Raw genomic sequence first — 18,157 nt, 5'->3', positions numbered from 1 at the left:
GGCAATGGTCGATGTGTAGGTCCCCGTGAGTCCGCGTTGCATAGGTTCGCTGAAGTTAAAATGAATCGAGGCGTTATTTTAACTTAAAGAGAAAAATGAAATAACGAAATCCTTATTTCATTTTGGCGCCATCAAGCCGCCTTCGGCCACAGTACGTCTCCAAAGGTTTGCAGCACTTGCTCCAACTTGCCATCCAACATCGCATTAAGACGCTTGGCGCCGCCGTCGGTACTGAAACGGGTATTGACGAATTGCTGGTCCAGGATGACTTCATGCTTGAGCTGACTTGCCAGGCGATCGAGCCACTTGCGCTGCACGGCCGTCCAGGCGTGCAGGCTATAAATGCCTTGCATGGCATTGTCCACCCGCTGCTGGAAGGGCAGCAAGGCTTCGCCCAGTGCCGCCTGGCGGATATGGCCGATGATGCTGGCGGCGATATCCTGATTGGTCTTGCTGCGCCAGGCTGTTTGCAGCATGGCCTCGGTATAGCTGTGTTGGTCGAGCAATAAGCGCACTTCCTTCAATTGCTCGCGCGTCAGATCCTTGGGGCGATTGACAACCACGGACAGGGCCGCAGATTGATTGATCTGTTGCCGGATAAAGTCATTAAAGCTCTGCAGGTAATCCTCGGGCTTGCTATACGCGCCATAGTTTTGTACGCGCTGCATGAGCTGATCTTCATGCCGGGCGATGATGGGCATGTAATCACTGCCAATTAACTGTTTTATTTCAGCAATTTGTTGCAGCAAATTGCCATGCGTACGGACAAAATCAGCTGCCCCATTTGGGCCAAGCTTATGCAAATGCCGGTGCAAGGTCGCGGGCTCGACACCCCATTGCTGTTCCAGCTGGTCGAGACGCTCCTGGATGGCCGGATTTTTTTCTGCTTTCTTGGCCGCCTTGCGCAACACACGCATGACTTTCTGGCTGAAGGCGGCCAGCACATCGTGCGCATGCGTTTGGCCAGCTTGGCTGCCTGCAATGCTGAAGCTGGCCGGGTTATTCAGCTCGTCAGCCAGTTGATCCAGCGTCACATTTGGATCCTTCACCAGCGGCTTCATGGTGCTGACATCCTGCAGTGCCGCATAGATATCGACCGGGTCATAAATCTTGAAGACGGTCTTGCCGATGTCATCGCAGCGGCGCGTGGCACGCCCTATCATCTGCTCGTACAAGATACGCGAACGCACGCGCCGCATGAAGACCAGATGACAGATCTTCGGTACATCGATGCCGGTCGTCAGCAAGTCCACCGTAATGGCAATATTCGGGTAGCGCTCATTCTTGTAAAACTTGATCAGTTGACCAACCTTGTCCGATGCCCCGGTGATCTTGCACACGGCCGCCTCGTTATAATCCTCCTTGTACAACTCAAGGAAGGCGGCATCGAGCAGGCGCTTGACCATATCGGCATGCAAATCGGTGGCGCAAAAAATCATCGTCTTTTCTTCGCCCAAGGGATCGATTTCTTGCGCAAGCTGCTGGCAGATGACTTTATTGAAATTTTCCGTGATGACCCGCTTATTGAAGTTCTCCACGCCAAAACTTAGCTCATCCTCCAGCTCTGCCACTTCGATCTCGCCGGTAGCCAGATTAATGGCATCGACGGCTGCGCCTTTGTCGAAAGTGATGCCATTACGCGTCAACAATGTTTCGTAGCGAATCGGCGGTTCATGGTCGATCAGCCAATCGTCGGCCACTGCTTCGCGATAGGAATACGTGAACACGGGTTTGCCAAAAATCTCCGTCGTATGCTTGGCCGGTGTAGCGGTCAGGCCGATTTTGACGGCATCAAAATAATCGAGTGCGCGCCGGTACGAGGAAATGTACTGATTCTGGTCACGCACGGCCAGTTCGCCGTCTGTCATCTCCTGGTCCAGGGTATAGCCGCGGTGAGCTTCATCGACGATGATGCAATCAAATTCATCAATGCCAGGCGCATTATCCGATTGCAGTATCCGCCGTACCATGGCCTGGACCGTGGCAACCTGAATACGCGTCTCCGCCTCCGCCGCCATGTCGCCCAATTCCGCAATGTTATACAGCTTCGATAGCGGCATGTTTTGCTCAAGCAGCGCTTCGTTGAACGCTTCGGTTGCCTGTTCGCCGAGCGCCGTACGGTCCACTAGAAACAAAATACGCCGGAAGCGTTCCGCTTTCAGAAAACGGTACATCAGGCCGATAATGGTGCGCGTTTTTCCAGTACCCGTCGCCATTGCCAGCAAGCACTGACGTTGATTCGCCTCAAGCGCCAGTTCGACAGCCTTGATGGCGTTTTCCTGATAATCGCGCAAACCGAGATAGCTGAATCCTTCATGCTGCAGCACCGCCTGCGCATTTTCCCGACTGCGCGCCAATTGGTCCAGCAAGCCATCCGGCGTGTGAAATGCCAGCAAGGGACGCGATACATTCGATGGTGCGCGCACATCGCGAAACCAGGTGCCACTTTGCTCGGCGAGTTGGGACAAGAAAGGCCGTCCGTTGCAGGAATAGACGAACGGCACAAAAAATGGCACGCCCATGCCATCATCCCATGGGCCACACCGGCCCTCGATTTCCCAAGCCGGTTTGTGGTTTTCTTCCAATACAAAACCGCGCGCATAGCGTTGCGCCTGTGGTATTTTTCCGGCCACATTGATATTTTCACGCTTGGCTTCGACAACGGCAATCGGCGTCAAGCCGGCAAACAGAATATAGTCCGCTGACTGCTTTCCTGCTGCAGGCCACTCTGCAATGGCCTTATTCTTGCCTTTTTCCGGCCGCGCACCGAGTGCGTAGGTCAAGGCCTGCGTATCGGCCTCCCAGCCGGTCTCAATTAATTGCTGATCGATCAAAATACGCGTCAGCTCTTCATTGGGAGAAAACTGATTCGTGGCAATTTGAGTGCGCTTTTTCAGCTGTTGAACCTGCTCACGTGCCTGACTGCCGATTTGTTGCTGCAAGGCTTTAAGTTGAATGTCAAATTGCGCGTGAGCTTGTTTCAATTCAGCCTCATGCTCGAGCGCCAACGCTTCGAAGATACGTGCCTCTGCGTCCATCTGCAATGCAAGCACAGAATATTGCTCGCGCTCCTGCGCCATTAGCGCCGCAAGCTGCTGATTGTTTTCCAGTGCCTGCGTGGTACTGCCAAGTTCCGCTTTAAGTTGCTGAATTTGCGTTTGTAATTCCCGCAACTCGGCACTAGGATCTTGCGGCGAAATAAATGGGCCAGCCTTGAAATGCTCGCCTTGCTTGCTGACCGACTGGTGATACCACACGGCGAGAGAGCGGGCGACTTTCAGGCCATCCATGGCATCGCGGTGACGCGTCTGGAATTGATGCGTAGCTTTGTTACCTTCGATACGCAAAGTATGAAAAAGCGTACGAATTTCCGGAGCGAGCTGCATATCCCGCTGCAGCTTGAATAACAGGTCAGCCTGAGTTGTTTCACTGCTGAAATCGATACCGAAACGAACAGCCAAATCCTGCGCCAATGCTTCCGCCAACTGACGCAGTTTGATCAATGTCGTATTGGGGTCGCTTGAGAAGGTTTGCTCTGCGGTATAGCCCAATTGCGCAAATAAAGGAGAATGTTCCGCTAAAAAACTGAAATTACTCGTTCGTGTCATATTTAGGCCTTCATCACAATAAGACAACTTTAACCTAAACAGAACATATTAGTAACCTTACCAGGCAAAAGCGGCTACCTGCATTGGCAAACAATAGAGATCCACTTTCCCATGGATTCGCTTGTCCGAAGCGCGCCGCAGGATTTGCTTTTTGTACCGGCACGCTCGACACAATGTGGCGGCGACAGAACAGTAGCCGCCGTTTTCCCTGCCCGTCTCCCCACAGCCCCCAAGAAACCAGTACACTAGTTCCTGAGCGCAACTAATTTTGTACGCGCGTCATGCCGCCTGCCGTTGCCGGGAGGCGGCCCTGCCGCAAGGCGTGTTGTCTCTGGACAAATGCAATGTTCACTTCGCGCAGCCTGTCGCCTGCCTTCTATTACCTGTTCTTTTCAGGAGAACGGGAGCAGCAGCAGCGCTTTTTCACGGAACTGCGTTTCATTTCGATAGCCATCCTGACGTTTGGCCTGACTTGCTGGCTGGTCACCTTCAGCCTGACCCTGCCGCGCGCCGCGCTCGATCATGCGCAGGCGGCGCTGGGCGTGGCGGGCATGCTGGCCGGGCTGCTGCTGACCGTGTATGCGAGGTCGCTGCAGGCGATTATCGCCAGCGGCACCATCAGCGTGCTGTTCATCGCTTTCAGCTTCCGCGTGCTGATGCTGGGTACGGAAGACCCCGCTTTTTGGGTGTTGCCGCTGGGCGTGATGATCACGCTGACGACGGCGCCCATCTTCAGCGGCATCGCGTATTACCTGGGCGTATCGCTGTGCGTGTGGGCCATCCTGGGACTGGGTCAGTTTCCCGTGCATGCGGGCCAGGCCGACCAGCATTGGCCCGTGCTGGCCGTCACCATCAGCGTGATCATCGGCCTGGCGCTGAACATCTATTTTCTCGTCTTGCGCATCCACAACTACCGCGCCCAGCGCGAGCTGGCGACGATGGCCTACAAGGATGGCTTGACGGGGCTCAACAATCGCCGCATGTTCACGCAAGGCGCGCGCGCCCTGCAGCGCACGGCGCGCACGCCCGCGTATTTCCTGATGATCGACATCGACGACTTCAAGCAGATCAACGACGTGCATGGCCATGACGTGGGCGATGAAGTGCTGAAAAAAACGGCCGAGGTGATCGCCGGGCTGTCGGGCGAGCACCTGTGCGGCAGGCTGGGCGGCGAAGAGTTCGCCGTCATCTACGTGGGTGAAAAGAACGCGGCCTGCGCCTTTGCCGCGCAGCTGGTCGATGCCGTCGAGGCGGCTTTCGTGCCGGAACGCAAGGTATCCGTCAGCATCGGCGTCGCGGAACTGATCAAGGAAGCGGACTTGTCGCACAGCTACCGGCGCGCCGACGAGTCCTTGTACCAGGCCAAGAAAAACGGCAAGAACCGCTACGTGCTCAACGCCGCCTGAACGCCGCCGTCCGGCGCCGCATCGAGCAGCGCCAGCAAGGCTTGCGGCGCAATCTTCCACGGATCGCGCTGCCCGGGATCCACCTCGTACCAGCTGTCCTGCGCGCCGATCTTGAGGATGGTCAAGGGAATGTCCTTGCTCTCAAAGAAGGCCAGCATGCGGCGGATCAAACGGCTCACCTTGGCGTGGTCTTCCTGGTACAAAGAACAGGTATAGAAGCAGCCCTTCTCTCCCATGCGCAATTTCCTGGCCACGCCGACACGCGATTGGAGCACGTACTTGTGCAAGAACTCAGTCACGACCTCATCGTCAACGGGAATACTGCAGGAAATGGTGATCTTGGCCATGGCAAGCGGGACAGTGATTCAATAGCCAAGCTTAGCAGAAAGCATTTCATTCCTGAAATGCTAAGATCGCCCCGCGCGCATGCCGGCAAGCGGATCGGCATGGCGTCTCGACAAGGATTACCATTGAACCTACGCCTCATCCTGCCCCTGCTGCCGCTGTGCGCGGCCCTGGGTACGTCACCGTTTGCGCTGGCGCAAACGCCAGCGACTGAAGACGCCGCCTTCGTGGCTGCCACCGTGCCCGTGCCGTCGCCGCCGCTGCGCTTGAGCGAGCATCCGGAAATCCGCGCCGACATCTTCAAGCTGCTCGGCTATGCGCGTGGCAGCTATACGCGTGGGGATAGCCTGATCGCGCGCCAGGTGCTCGACAGCATGCGCTCGCTGTACGATATCCAGCGCACCATGCTGCCCGACGGACGCTCGGTGCTGGCATCCATCAACCCCGCCGAACGTGGCGCGCAGCGCGCCGCCCTGCTGTTCGATCCGCAACGCAAGCTGCTGGCGCTGGGCCTGGTCAACGGCCATTGCCAGACCGCCATCGGCGACGCCGCGCCCGCCTGCTTGCCCGACACGCATGCCGTGCTGACGGTGTTCCTGCCACCGGGCGTCGAGGACGAGGTGGCCGCGCCATTGCTGGTATGGGCACGGCAGTTGCCGCGCCAGCTCACCTTCGCTGAAGCGGAACAGCGGCAAACCATTGCTGCGGTGGAATACATCACCACGCGCCCCGGCCAGCCCGGCTGGGAGCAGCGCGACGTGCCGCCCGGTTTTCCTCCCAGCTTGCTGCACCTGCTGTTGCCGGCCGCGGAATTGAACAGCAGCTCCAGCGGCGGCAAGCTCATCGAGCCAAAAGTCCTGGCCGGTTTGCCCATGCGCACGCCGACGGAAGCGGCCGAGGCCGGCGACGAGCCCATGCCTGACGCCCACATCACCCTGCACAGCTACGCCGATTTCCACTGGGTGCTCAACACCTATGCCAAACTGGCCAAGGGCGCGCAAGTGAAGGGCCATGACGAGAAGGTCGTGTTCAGCGGCAGCGATACGAGCGGCCGCTACACGGTGACCTTGCGCGAACAGGGCAGGGAGGACGGCGTCTTCATCACCGTGGCCAGCTGGCGGACAAAATAGGAGAAACAGGCGCTCGGACAGGGGAAAGCATTGCCATTACGCACAAGAGCATGGCATTTTGACATTTTGCGGTATGATTTCCGGCCGTGCGGCGCGGCCCGGTCCCTGCCTCGCCCACCCTGCCCTTCAAGCCAGCCACGCTTGCGTTGCATCCTGCCCTAAGGAGTCATATGTTCGGTTTTAACTTGCGCGTTGCCAAGATGGTATGGACGGCTTTCCTCATCGCCTTCCTGTTATTTCTCACCTACAAGGTCTCCTCGACCCTGATCGTGGTGGTCTTTGCCATTTTCTTCAGCTACCTCGTGTATCCACTGATCGGGCTGCTGGAACGCCATGGCCCGAAGCGCCTGCCGCGCACGGCCAATATCGGCATCGTCTTCCTGGTGGTGATCTTGCTGGTGGCGGTGCTGGGCTCCATCTTCGGCGCGCGCATCGAGGAAGAGGCGATCAAGCTCAGCGATCAATTGCCGACCCTGCTCAAGGGCAACAACTTTGCCGAACGCATACCTTTGCCGGAATTCATGGAACCCTTGCGCGCGCGCCTGCTGTCGTTCTTGCAGACGCAGCTGAGCAGCGGTACGGGCCAAGCCATGCCGCTGGCAAAAGAACTGGGCTTGACCGTCATGCATGCGGCCAGCAACCTGATCTATCTGGTGCTGGTGCCCGTGCTGAGCTTTTTGCTGATCAAGGAAGGCCCGGACATGCGCGACGGCTTGCTGTCCCTGCTGAACCGCCCGAACAAGAAGCTCTGGGGCGCCATCATCGATGACCTCGACATCTTGCTGTCGCGCTATGTGCGCGCCCTGCTGCTGTTGTCGATCGCCACGTTTGTCTCCTACAGCATCGCCTTTTCGCTGATGGGCGTGCCGTACAGCCTGCTGCTGGCCGGCGCCGCCGCCTTGCTGGAATTCATCCCGTTTGCCGGTCCGCTGGCGGCCGCCATCATTGCCGTTGTCGTGGCCGGTTTCAGCGGTTTCGAGCACGTGTTCTGGCTGATCGGCTTTATCGCCGCCTACCGTTTGTTCCAGGATTACGTGGTCAACCCATATCTGATGAGCGAAGGCGTGGAAGTGAGTCCGCTGATGGTGATCGTCGGCTTGCTGGCCGGCGACCAGCTGGGGGGCGTGGTCGGCATCTTCCTGTCCGTGCCCGTGATGGCGGCCATCAAGATCGTCTTCGTGCGCGCGCGGGCGGCCTTGCAGGCGCGCCATGATGCGCTGGAGAAAGCCGAACAGGCGGCGGAAGAAGCGCGCGCCCAGGCCCTGGCCGAGGCGGCGCTACTGCAGGAACAGGGCAGCAAGGTGGCCCTGGAACCCCGCTAGCTTAAAACTCTTCCCATTCGCCGCTGTTGTCCGCGGCGGGCTTGGCAGTATGCGGCTGGGCCGGGGCGGCTGCCGAGGCGGTGCGGCCAGGCGCCAGGCGCAGCGCCGGGCGTTTCAAGGCCGTGCTGGCGGCGGCCACGACAGGCTTGCGCAAGGCGGGCTTGGGCGCTGCCGGGCCGCTGTGGGCGGCGTCGAGTTTAAAAATGCTGACCATCTCGGCCAGCGCCGCCGCCTGTTCCTGCATCGATTCCGACGCAGCCGCCGCTTCTTCCACCAGCGCCGCATTTTGTTGCGTCACGGTATCCATTTCCGCCACGGCTTGGTTGATCTGGCCGATGCCCAGTTCCTGCTCGCGGCCGGCGGCGCTGATTTCGCCCATGATGTCCGTCACGCGGCGGATGCTGGAAACGATCTCGTCCATCGTCGTGCCCGTCTGGCTGACCAGCGCGCTGCCGGCGCCCACGTTCTGCACCGATGCTTCGATGAGCACCTTGATATCCTTGGCGGCGGAAGCCGAGCGGTGCGCCAGGTTGCGCACTTCCGTGGCGACGACGGCAAAGCCACGGCCTTGCTCACCGGCACGCGCCGCTTCCACGGCCGCGTTCAGGGCCAAAATATTCGTCTGGAAGGCGATGCCGTCGATCACGCCGATGATGTCGGCGATCTTTTTCGACGATTCGCTGATAGTGCCCATGGTATCGACCACTTGCGCCACCAGTGCGCCACCTTTCACCGCCACGTCCGAAGCGGAAACGGCCAGCTGGTTGGCCTGGCGCGCATTGTCGGAATTCTGCTTGACGGTCGAGGTCAGCTCTTCCAGCGACGAGGCCGTTTCTTCCAGACTGGACGCCTGCTGTTCCGTGCGGCTGGATAAGTCCAGGTTGCCCGAGGCGATTTCGTTGCTGGCCGTGGCGATGGCGCCGCTGCCGTCGCGCACGCCGCGCACGGTGTTCGACAGGCGCTCCTGCATTTTCTGCAAGCCCGTCAGCAAGGCGCCCATCTCGTCGTTGCGCGTGATGACGATGTCGTTGGCCAGGTTGCCGTCGGAAATGGCGCCGAAATGACGCAAGGCCTGGTCCAGCGGATTAAAGATGGCGCGCAGCAGTAAGAAGCTGGAAATAATCGTCAGCAAGGCGCCGACGATCATGCCGGCGATGGCCATGGCCACCTGGGTGCGGAAGCTGGACTGGCTTTCCGCATACATCCTGGCGGCCGAAGTGGCCTGGTATTGCGTCAAGGTTTCGGCGGCCTGGTCCAGGGTGCGGTAGAGCGGAGACAGGCCCGTCATCATCAGCTTGTCCGCCTGCTCGATATTGTTTTCGCGCAAAGCCTTGCCCATGGCCAGCACGCCATTATTGATATAGTCGCTGCGCTTCTTGTCCATGTCGTCGGACAGGCGCTTTTCGTCCGTGCTTTGCGGCAAGGCCAGGTACACCTTCCAGGACTTGTTCGACGCTTCCAGGAATTGTTCCGAGCGCGCCAGGGTATCCTTTGCATCAGGCGCATCCGGGTGCACCATCACGCGGTCCATCGTAAACCGGGCGCGGCCCAGGGCAATTTGCGATTCGCCGATCGCTTGCGTCGAGGCCAGCTGGTTGCTGTAGACCTCGTTGAGGCTGTTGTTGGCCGATTTCAGGCTGATGATGCTCATCACGCCCAGCAAGGCGATCAACACGCCCAGCACGCTCATGGTGGCGATCAGGCGCATTTTTATTGTTATATTCGACAGCATGCAGTTTTCCTTGGTAAGGGCGCGACCTTGCCACCGCCTGCCGGATGGGTAGCGGCAAACGCCAGATGGGCGGATCACGTGAATTGTTCAGGGCAGGTCGATACGGCGTGTGCGGCAGCAGGGGGGAAGGCGGCCCGCGCATATCGTCAGGAGTGCAAGACAGGGCAACGAGGTCGAGGTTTCCTGTACTTTTAATTTCCTGACTGCAAGATACAGGGAAAGATTACTAGTAGCAACATCCAGTATGGATTTTCACGATTTGTAACAAGTGGATGATGTTTTTTGCGCAGAACTGGCATTCCGCTGCCGTGCGCGGTCGCGCGGGAATGCCATTTATGCTAGCCAACTAGTTAATACATGGTTTCTTCGATGAGCTGGCCATCGTCGCGGAAATACTGGAAGCGGCCCGTTTTCCTGCCCAGGTTGTAGGCGCCTATCTGCTTCGGTTTTCCGTTCTGGAAATTCTCGATGTTGACGCCATGCAGCACACCCTGGTTCCAGTTGCGGTGGAATTGCGGCAGTTCGCCATCGGGATAAAACAGGGTTTCCGCGCCATCGCGCTTGCCGTCGGCAAAGCTGCCCTGGTAGCGCCGCTTGCCATCCGGATAAAAACTTTCCATCGGCCCTTCGAGCTTGCCAAGACGATAATGTTCGACCAGCTGCAGCTGGCCATCGGCCGCGTATTGTTCCAGCTTGCCTTCCGGTTCGCCATTGAGCATGGTCAACACTTGCCAGCCGCCGTCCGGCGTCGATTTCTTCCATGGCCCCTGTTTGATGTCATCTACATAGTTGCCGCCACCGCCAGGTTCGACCCACTGGCCCTGCTTCTTGCCATTCACATAGTTGCCCTGCCATTGCACCACGCCACCAACGCGGCGTTCGCTGGGGCCGTCCAGGCGGTCTTTCACAAAATGATCGTAACCGGTGAAACTGTGCATGTCCGCTGCGCGCCATTCCTCCACACCCGGACTCACTTCCCAGCGGCCCGTGCGCTGGCCACGCTGCATCTGGCCCGTCGTCGTTTCATCGCCGCTTTCATACGTCCATGGTCCCTCCGCCTTGTCGTCGACAAAGGCGCCAAACGAGCGGATGGTATTCGGCTCTTCGTAATGCCATACGCCGGTGCGCTTGCCCTGCGCATACAGGCCGCGGGCATAAACGCTGCCCACGCAGCAATTGACGTCATATTCGATGAATGGCCCGTCCTGACTGGCGGCAAAGCGCTGCGGCTGCGTTTCCCAGGTGATCCACTTGACGTGATAACTGGGCGCGAAGCCCCCTTCCCAGCCCTTGCCCAGCAGATATGTGACGGTCAGATAATGGCCATCCTTTTCCTGGTACGTCTTTTTATAGGCAAACGCGGGGGCGCCGGCCGGTTTGCCTGGCAGTAACTCGCCGTCGATATTGAAATAGCCGGCCAAGGTACCGTGCGCATGCTCGATGGCGTCGAACTCGGCCACGCCCGAGGGCGCGTAGGCGATGCTGTAGTCGATCAGCTGCAAACGGGCCAGCGCGGCGCGCACCCGCGCCTTGTCCATGGTTGTTGCGCCGCGCACAATGGCATCCAGCGCAGGCTGCACGGCCGCCACCTTGAACATCTTGCCGCCGCTGCGCTCGTAGCGGTAGGCGTGCAGGCCAAAGGCTGCGCCACTGTTGGCACTGCGGCTGAGCACGAACGTGGTTTCGCCTTCGCTGTCGAGGTCAAGCTGGAACACGGCCTCGATGCTGGCCTGGCCGTACCTGTCCAGGTTCATGCGTTTTTCACTGATGCCGTTGCACTGGCAATAGTAGCCGTTGACCTCGCCATTTTCCCGCAGGAAAGCCAGCACCACGCCACCGTCGCGGCGCTCGACAACCTTGGCGGTAGCCATCGGGACGCCCTCATAGAAACGCGCCGCCTGCGCCGGCGCCAGAGTAGCGAACGCCAGCAGCGCCGCCATCGTGCTCATCCAAAATGTTTGCCGCATGTCAACTCCACTGCCGAAAACCGCCATTATGCATGGCCATTCAGGCAATCCCGGACACCTCAGGACGGTAGCGGCCAAACAGCGGCCGCTGCACCGTCTGCGCCAGCAGCACGCCCAGCAGCGAGATGCCGCCGCCAACCAGGTGATAGATATGCATGCTTTCGTGCAGCCAGACGATGGCCAGCAAGGCCGTCAGCAGGGGCAGCAGGTTGACGTAGATGCTGCAGCGGTTCGGCCCCAGCAGTTTGACGCCTTCGATCCACAGGTAGGACAGCACGATGGACGAGCCGATGCCCGCATAGCCGATCAGGGGCAAGGTGGTGGCGTCCAGCTTGGTGCTGCCGGGCGGCAACAGCAAGAAAAACGGCAGCATGCAGGCCAGGGCCGCCAGCGCCTGGCAATATATGGCTTGCCAGGCGGGAATCGTTAAACGCCAGCGGCGCAGCAGCACGCCATACAAAGCGAAGATCAGGCAAGCCAGCAGCATCAGCGCATCGCCCGCATGCACGCCCTGCTGCAGCAAGGCCAGCACGTCGCCGCGCCCCACCAGGTACAGCAAGCCGCCGAACGACAGCACGCCGCCGGCCGCCATGCCGACAGTTAATCGCTCGCCCAGCAGCAGCACGCTGAGCAGGGCCGTCATCAGCGGCGCCAGCGCCGTGACGATGGCCATATTCGTCGCCGTCGTCGATTCGGCGGCGCGGTAGGACAGGCTCTGGAACAGCGCCATCGACATCAGGCCGCACAGGGCCAGCTGCCACCACTGACGCCGCAGCGCATGACGGTTGCGCCACAGCGGACGGGCGATAAACGGCGTCATCACCAGCAAGACGAGCACCAGGCGGTAAAAAGTGATGGCCGTGGGGGCGATGCTGGATGCGGCCAGCTTCGAGACGACGACGTTGCCGGCCCACAGCAGCATGGCCAGGAACGGATACAGATAGGCGCGCACAGGCATGTGTCACTCCAGGAATAGTTGCGGGAAACCATCATGCCGCAGGCGCGCCGCGCCTTCTCGCGCTAAGATGTCCATACCTGTCGCAAAACTGACCCGCTTTCATGGATTGTTCCTCCCCCGCCTTTCAGGAATTGCTGCCCGTCACGGCACGCGCCATGGCGCTGGCCGTCGACTATGCGCATGGCCACGTGATTTCCGTGCACCGCCACACGCATGCGCAATTGCTGTATGCCATCGAAGGCGTGATGACCATCGAGGCGCAGGGCGGGCGCTGGGTGGTGCCGCCCACGCGCGGCGTATGGCTGCAGCCCGGCATCGCGCACCAGGTGCGCATGAGCGGCGCCGTGAAAATGCGCACGGTGTTTGTCAACTGCGCCAATTCTCCATTGCTGCCTGGCCACAGCTGCGTGCTCGACATCAGCCCCCTGCTGCGGCAACTGATCGTGGCGGCCGTCGACATCGCGCCCGATTTCACGGAAGGCAGCCGCGACTGGCATCTGCTGCAATTGCTGTTGCACGAGCTGGGCAGCCTGCCCGTGCTGCCCCTGTATTTACCGTTGCCCGTGGATGCGCGCCTGCGCGGCATTTGCGCGCGGCTGATGGCGCAACCGGGCGAGCAGCTGACGGTGGCGCACTGGGCGCGGGAACTGGCGATCACCGAGCGCAGCCTGCACCGCTTGTTCCAGAAACAGACGGGCATGCGCTTTGGCCAGTGGCGCCAGCAGGCGCGGCTGCTGCGGGCGCTGGAACAACTGGCGCGCGGCGGCAAGGTCATCAACGTGGCGATGGACAATGGCTACACGAGCCAAAGCGCGTTTAGCGCCATGTTCAAAAAGCATTTCGGCACCACGCCGACGGCGTTTTACCAGGCCAAAGTCATCGCAGCGTAAAAAAAATGCTGCTATGCATCAATAATCATGGGCGATCGCCGCCGCTCTTGTTATCATCGCAAGCCTTATCGCACCGCGCCCATCCTGGCAGCGGTGTTGACCTCAATCACACCACCATGACACAGAATTTCTTCCAGACATTTATCCTGCTCTTGCTCGTCACCGATCCGTTCGGCAACGTTTCCCTGTTCGTCAATGCCCTGAAACGGGTACCCATCGAGCGGCGCTGGAAAGTCGTGGTGCGCGAATGCCTGATCGCTTTCGGCATCTTGCTGCTGTTTATGTTCTTCGGCCGCCATTTCCTGAACGCCTTGCAATTGTCGGAAGTGGCGCTGCGCATCGGCGGCGGCGTGATTTTGTTCCTGATCGCCATGCGCATGGTGTTTCCGCAGCCAAACGCGGGCAATAGCGACCACGAAATGGGCGGCGAACCGTTCATCGTGCCGCTGGCCATCCCCGCGCTGGCCGGCCCGTCGGCCCTGGCCACCGTGCTGCTGTTTTCCTCGCATGAAATGAACGAAGTCATCGCCCACGTGGCGGGCTTGACGGCCGTGGCCGTTGTCTGGCTGGCCGTCTTCCTGTGCGCCGAACGCTTGCAGCGGGCGCTCGGTCCAAGGGTCATGACGGCATTCGAACGCCTGATGGGCTTGATCCTGACGGCGATGGCCATTGAAATGTTGCTGGCCGGCATACGCGCGTTCCTGAAGTCCGTTTAATATTGTCATTCATCCACTGAAGGAGTCCAGCATGAGCCGTTGCGCCCACATATGCCTGATGGCCGATTACAACCAGTGGATGAATGCCAAGGTCTACGCGGCGGCCGCCAGCCTGCCGCCCGGCGAGCTGCAGCGCGAGCGGGGCGCCTTCTTCGGCTCCCTGCTGGCCACCCTGAACCACGTGATGGTGGGCGACACCTTGTGGCTGCAGCGCTATGCGAAACATCCGGCCGGTTTCCCGCTGCTCGACCCCATCCGCGCCATCACGCCGCCCACGTCGCTGACGCAGCCGCTGTTCGCGGCCGACGATTTTGCCGCCATGCAGGCGCACCGGCTGTGGCTGGACCAGCTCATCGTCGACTGGGCCGCCTCCATCCGCGAAGAAGACCTGGACCATTTGCTCGACTACCGCAACAGCAAGGGGCCGAACCGGCGCGAGTTCTTCAGCCTGCTCATGCATTTCTTCAACCACCAGACGCACCACCGGGGCCAGGCCAGCACCTTGCTGTCGCAAGCGGGCGTGGACATCGGCGACACGGATTTACTGTTTCGCATCCCCAACCATATCGAGGACTGACGGCAGGCGATAACGCCACGCCTTGATCCCGATCAAGGCCAGCGCCAGCGCCCCCAGCAGCGCGCCGCAAGCCAGCGCCCCCTGCATGCCATAGGACTCGATGGCCAGGCCGCCGGCCAGCGCGCCCAGCGTCACGCCCAGGTTGATGGCGGCGATATACACGCCGATGGCGAACGCGGGCGCCTCGCGCGCTTCGCTGCTGAGCCACACTTGCGTGACGATCAGCCCGCTCGTATGCGCGGCGCCCCAGAACAGCAGCAACACGGCCAGCGCCAGCCAACCGATGCCGCCGCCCGCATACTCATACAGCAGCCAGTACGCCAGCCCCAGCAGCACGGGCTGCAGCAGCACCGTGCGCAACACGTGCGTGCCCAGTTGGCGCCCCGCGTACAGATTGCCCGCCACGCCGCCCACGCCAAACACCACCAGCGCCAGCCCCGTCTGCCGCGCCGACAAGCCCGCCACCTGCTGCAGATACGCGGCCGCATACGCATACACGGCAAACATGGCGGCAAACACCAGCACGGCGGCGGCAATGGTGAACCACAGGGCAGGTTTGCGCAGCACGGCCAGCTGGCGGCCATACGCCAGCGGCGCCTCGCGCGGCGTGTCAGGCAGAAACAGATACAGCCCCAGCGCGGCCAGCGCATTGACGAGGGCGCAGGCGAGGAACGACGCCTCATAGCCAACTTGCGCGGCGATCCACGTGGTCAGCGGGATGCCCAGCACCATGCCCATGCTGGTGCCCGTGAACGCATGCGCGCCGGCCTTTGCCGCCTCGCGTGGCGGATACAGGGCGGCGGCGGCCACCATGGCCAGCGAGAAATACACGGGGTGGAACAGGGCCGGCACCACGCGCAGCGCCAGCAACAGCCCGAAGCGCGGTGCATACGCCGAAGCCACGCTGGCCAGCGCGAACACCAGCAGCGAGGCGATCAGCACCGGTTTGCGGCGCCAGCGCGTGGCCAGCAGCACGAGGAAGGGGCCGCCCACGGCGATCACGAGCGCGAACAGGCTCACCAATGAGCCCGCCTGCGCGGCCGTCACGCCATGGCGCTGCATGATCATCGGCAAGATGCCCACCACGCCAAACTCGATGCAATACACGCCGAACAGGCCCAGCGCGAGGAAGACGATGGGGTGCGGGCGCGTCATTGCCCTTGCTCCCCGCCATACACGGCCTGGCACAGTTGCGTCACGAACGGCCCCGCCATGCCCTCCAATGCCGTATTCGTGAACGCCACCACGGAGAGTTCTTGCGCAGGATCAACAAACCACGAGTGGCCATACGTGCCGCCCATGCGCCACGTGCCCACGGATTCCGGCGTGGCGGCGGCAAGCGGGTCCGTCAAGACGGTAAAACCCAGGCCGAAGCCCCGACCGGGCCAGAACGGCAAATCAAAACCGCCCGTCTGGTTTGCTCCCATCTGGCGCGCCAGCGCCGGCGGCAGCAGCGGCGCGCCGCCCAGGCGCAAGGTTTCCAGCAGGCGCATGAAGTCGGGGGCGGAGCCGAGCATGCCGGCGCCGCCGGACGGGTACGCCTGCGCATCGAGCGCGCGCGCCGGCGACAACACAAACCCTGCCATGCCTTCGAGAAACGGCAGATGGTCTTCCCCCGCATCAAGCAAACGCCGCGGCCGGGCCTCTCCCGCTGCACGGTCCGCATAGGCGACGGCAAGGCGCGCCGCGTCCGTGCTGATAAAACCCGTGTCGCGCATGGCCAGCGGCCCCGTCACCAGCTGTGCCACGGCGTGCGCCAGCGGCAGACCAGTCACCGCTTCGATCACGGCGCCCAGCACGTCGGTGGCGATCGAATACGCCCAGCGTTCGCCCGGTGCATACGCGAGCGGCACCGTGGCCAGGCGGCGCAGATTGTCATCGAGGGAAATACGGGACGCATCCATGCCGTCGGACACGCCCGCCTGCGCATACGCGCCGCCCGGCGGCTGGAAAAAGCCGTAGTCGAGGCCGGCCGTGTGCGTGAGCAAGTGGCGCACGGTCATCGCCGCCACCGTGCCGTCCGGCTGGCGCGGCGTGAAATACGGCAGCCAGCGCGCCACCGGGTCGTCCAGCCCCAGACGGTTTTGTCCCACCAGCGCCAGCGCGGCCGTGGAGACGATGGGTTTGCTGACGGATGCCAGGCGGAAGACGGCGTCTTCCACCATGGGCGTGCCCGCCTCGCGGTCCAGGTGGCCGGCGGCGCGGCGATAGATGTCCTGGCCACGCTGGCGCACCAGCACCACGGCGCCCGCCAGGCGCTGCTGTTCCAGCACGGCATCGAGCAATGGATCGATACGGGCGGACAAGGCCGCAGGAGAGAAGTTGTACATCATGGCGTAGCCTTTCAAATGATCAGGCTGCCAAGGTAAGCCAGGCGCGATCAAAGAAAAACAGGCTATAGTTTCAGTCTGTGCGGACGTTGACATCCGCAATCAAAAGGAAAACCATGGATAACCTGGCGGGATTCACGGCCTTCGTGCAAGCGGCGGAGCTGCGCAGTTTCGTGGCGGCGGGCCGGGTGCTCGGTATTTCAGCCTCGGCCGTGGGCAAGAGCATCGCGCGGCTGGAAGAACGCCTCGGTGTACGCCTGTTTCACCGCAGCACGCGCAGCATCGCGCTGACCAGCGAAGGCACGGTGTTTCTCGAACGCTGCCGGCGCATCCTGGGAGAAATCGAAGCGGCCGAGCTGGAATTATCCAACAGCAAGAGCGCGCCCCAGGGCCGCTTGCGCGTCAGCCTGCCGCTGGTGGGCAGCCTGCTCAACCCCGTGCTGGCCGCGTTCGCGCGCGCCTATCCGCAGGTGGAACTCGACCTCGATTTCAGCGACCGCCGCGTCGACGTCATCGAAGAGGGCTACGACGCCGTCGTGCGCGCGGGCGAAAGCGCCGACAGCCGTTTGATGAGCCGCCAGCTGGGCCAGTTCCAGCTGCAGTTGGTGGCCGCACCGGCCTATCTGGCGCAGCATGGCACGCCCGCGCTGCCGGCCGACCTGGCCCGCCACACTTGCCTGCTGTACAAGTTTCCCAGCAGCGGCAAGGTCGAGGCCTGGCCTCTGCCCGATTGGCCTGCCCTGCACGCGGCAGGTTTGCCGACTGTGCTCAACTGCAACAATGTCGAGACCCTGCTGCATTTTGCCGAAAGCGGCCTGGGCATCGCCGCCCTGCCCGACTTTGCCGTGCGCGCCGCGCTGGCGGCGGGCCGCTTGCAGCCCGTGCTGGACGCGCACCGCCGGCACGACGGCGCCTTCCGCATCCTGTGGCCCAGCAGCCGCCACCTGACGCCAAAACTGCGCGCCTTCATCGATTTCCTGGCCGTCCACGTGTTTGCGGAAAGCTGACGGCGCCTGCGGCATGGCGCTCGTTGTTTCCACACGACAACTTATTTAATTTGCTACCAATTTTTAAACTTTTCGCGGACTTGATACAAGTTTTTGTATTGCAGTGCGGAATTTTGAGGAACAATTACAGGCTGGCCGCCCTTACGTATTAACCCGTAGCCCCGGCCTG

General features: G+C 61.3%; 14 protein-coding genes. 7 read left to right on the top strand and 7 right to left on the bottom strand.

The features are described 5' to 3' along the window. Positions 1–131 precede the first annotated feature (131 nt). A complete protein-coding gene (hsdR, locus tag AC07X6_RS14585; RefSeq protein ID WP_494791423.1) occupies positions 132–3,608 on the bottom strand; it encodes a type I restriction-modification system endonuclease in 3,477 nt (1,158 codons plus the stop codon). A gap of 344 nt (positions 3,609–3,952) precedes the next feature. Here hsdR and AC07X6_RS14580 point away from each other — a divergent pair, with 344 nt between their 5' ends. Further along, complete coding sequence (locus AC07X6_RS14580) at positions 3,953–5,014, top strand: GGDEF domain-containing protein (protein WP_230542089.1); 1,062 nt, start codon at positions 3,953–3,955, stop codon at positions 5,012–5,014. On the opposite strand, the gene AC07X6_RS14575 is transcribed toward AC07X6_RS14580, so the two are convergent. After that, positions 4,993–5,313 carry a hypothetical protein gene (locus AC07X6_RS14575; RefSeq protein WP_494791422.1) on the bottom strand — a complete coding sequence of 107 codons (321 nt, stop codon included), beginning with the start codon at positions 5,311–5,313 and terminating at the stop codon, positions 4,993–4,995. The two genes, AC07X6_RS14580 and AC07X6_RS14575, sit on opposite strands and share 22 nt — an antisense overlap. A 171-nt stretch (positions 5,314–5,484) precedes the next feature. On the opposite strand from AC07X6_RS14575, the gene AC07X6_RS14570 reads away from it, so the two are divergent. Then, on the top strand, positions 5,485–6,489 hold the full coding sequence (locus AC07X6_RS14570; RefSeq protein ID WP_494791421.1) for a hypothetical protein: 1,005 nt from the start codon (positions 5,485–5,487) through the stop codon (positions 6,487–6,489). A gap of 170 nt (positions 6,490–6,659) precedes the next feature. Beyond that, complete coding sequence (locus AC07X6_RS14565; protein ID WP_494791420.1) at positions 6,660–7,811, top strand: AI-2E family transporter; 1,152 nt, start codon at positions 6,660–6,662, stop codon at positions 7,809–7,811. A gap of 1 nt (position 7,812) precedes the next feature. On the opposite strand, the gene AC07X6_RS14560 is transcribed toward AC07X6_RS14565, so the two are convergent. The 3 genes from AC07X6_RS14560 to AC07X6_RS14550 form a co-directional block, all read right to left on the bottom strand. Further along, positions 7,813–9,543 (bottom strand): methyl-accepting chemotaxis protein, encoded by a 1,731-nt coding sequence (locus AC07X6_RS14560; protein WP_494791419.1) that lies wholly within the window; start codon positions 9,541–9,543, stop codon positions 7,813–7,815. A gap of 350 nt (positions 9,544–9,893) precedes the next feature. Beyond that, complete coding sequence (locus AC07X6_RS14555; RefSeq protein WP_494791418.1) at positions 9,894–11,510, bottom strand: toxin-antitoxin system YwqK family antitoxin; 1,617 nt, start codon at positions 11,508–11,510, stop codon at positions 9,894–9,896. 40 nt (positions 11,511–11,550) lie between these two features. After that, positions 11,551–12,468 carry a DMT family transporter gene (locus AC07X6_RS14550; RefSeq protein WP_494791417.1) on the bottom strand — a complete coding sequence of 306 codons (918 nt, stop codon included), beginning with the start codon at positions 12,466–12,468 and terminating at the stop codon, positions 11,551–11,553. A gap of 101 nt (positions 12,469–12,569) precedes the next feature. Between AC07X6_RS14550 and AC07X6_RS14545 the strand changes: the two genes are divergently transcribed. The 3 genes from AC07X6_RS14545 to AC07X6_RS14535 all read left to right on the top strand — a co-directional run bounded on the left by AC07X6_RS14545 (position 12,570) and on the right by AC07X6_RS14535 (position 14,651). Next, positions 12,570–13,358: an AraC family transcriptional regulator gene (locus tag AC07X6_RS14545; RefSeq protein WP_494791416.1), complete on the top strand. Its 789-nt coding sequence runs from the start codon at positions 12,570–12,572 to the stop codon at positions 13,356–13,358. A 116-nt stretch (positions 13,359–13,474) separates the two neighbouring features. Next, complete coding sequence (locus AC07X6_RS14540) at positions 13,475–14,074, top strand: MarC family protein (RefSeq protein WP_034781292.1); 600 nt, start codon at positions 13,475–13,477, stop codon at positions 14,072–14,074. Positions 14,075–14,105: 31 nt separating this feature from the next. Further along, positions 14,106–14,651, top strand: a complete 546-nt coding sequence (locus AC07X6_RS14535) for a DinB family protein (protein ID WP_230542097.1) — start codon at positions 14,106–14,108, stop codon at positions 14,649–14,651. On the opposite strand, the gene AC07X6_RS14530 is transcribed toward AC07X6_RS14535, so the two are convergent. Together AC07X6_RS14530 and AC07X6_RS14525 are read right to left on the bottom strand one after the other, a co-directional pair. Further along, on the bottom strand, positions 14,616–15,806 hold the full coding sequence (locus AC07X6_RS14530) for an MFS transporter (protein ID WP_494791415.1): 1,191 nt from the start codon (positions 15,804–15,806) through the stop codon (positions 14,616–14,618). The two genes, AC07X6_RS14535 and AC07X6_RS14530, sit on opposite strands and share 36 nt — an antisense overlap. Continuing rightward, on the bottom strand, positions 15,803–16,984 hold the full coding sequence (locus AC07X6_RS14525) for a serine hydrolase domain-containing protein (RefSeq protein ID WP_494791414.1): 1,182 nt from the start codon (positions 16,982–16,984) through the stop codon (positions 15,803–15,805). The genes AC07X6_RS14530 and AC07X6_RS14525 overlap by 4 nt, the downstream gene beginning before the upstream one ends. A 113-nt stretch (positions 16,985–17,097) precedes the next feature. Here AC07X6_RS14525 and AC07X6_RS14520 point away from each other — a divergent pair, with 113 nt between their 5' ends. Further along, positions 17,098–17,988, top strand: coding sequence for a LysR family transcriptional regulator (locus tag AC07X6_RS14520; protein WP_494791413.1), 891 nt, complete (start codon positions 17,098–17,100; stop codon positions 17,986–17,988). Positions 17,989–18,157 lie beyond the last annotated feature (169 nt).

It is taken from the genome of Janthinobacterium sp. GW460-12-1-14-LB5, assembly GCF_059423585.1.
The sequence above is the reverse complement of the archived record's forward strand: the minus strand, read 5'-3'. Positions and strand labels throughout refer to the sequence as shown.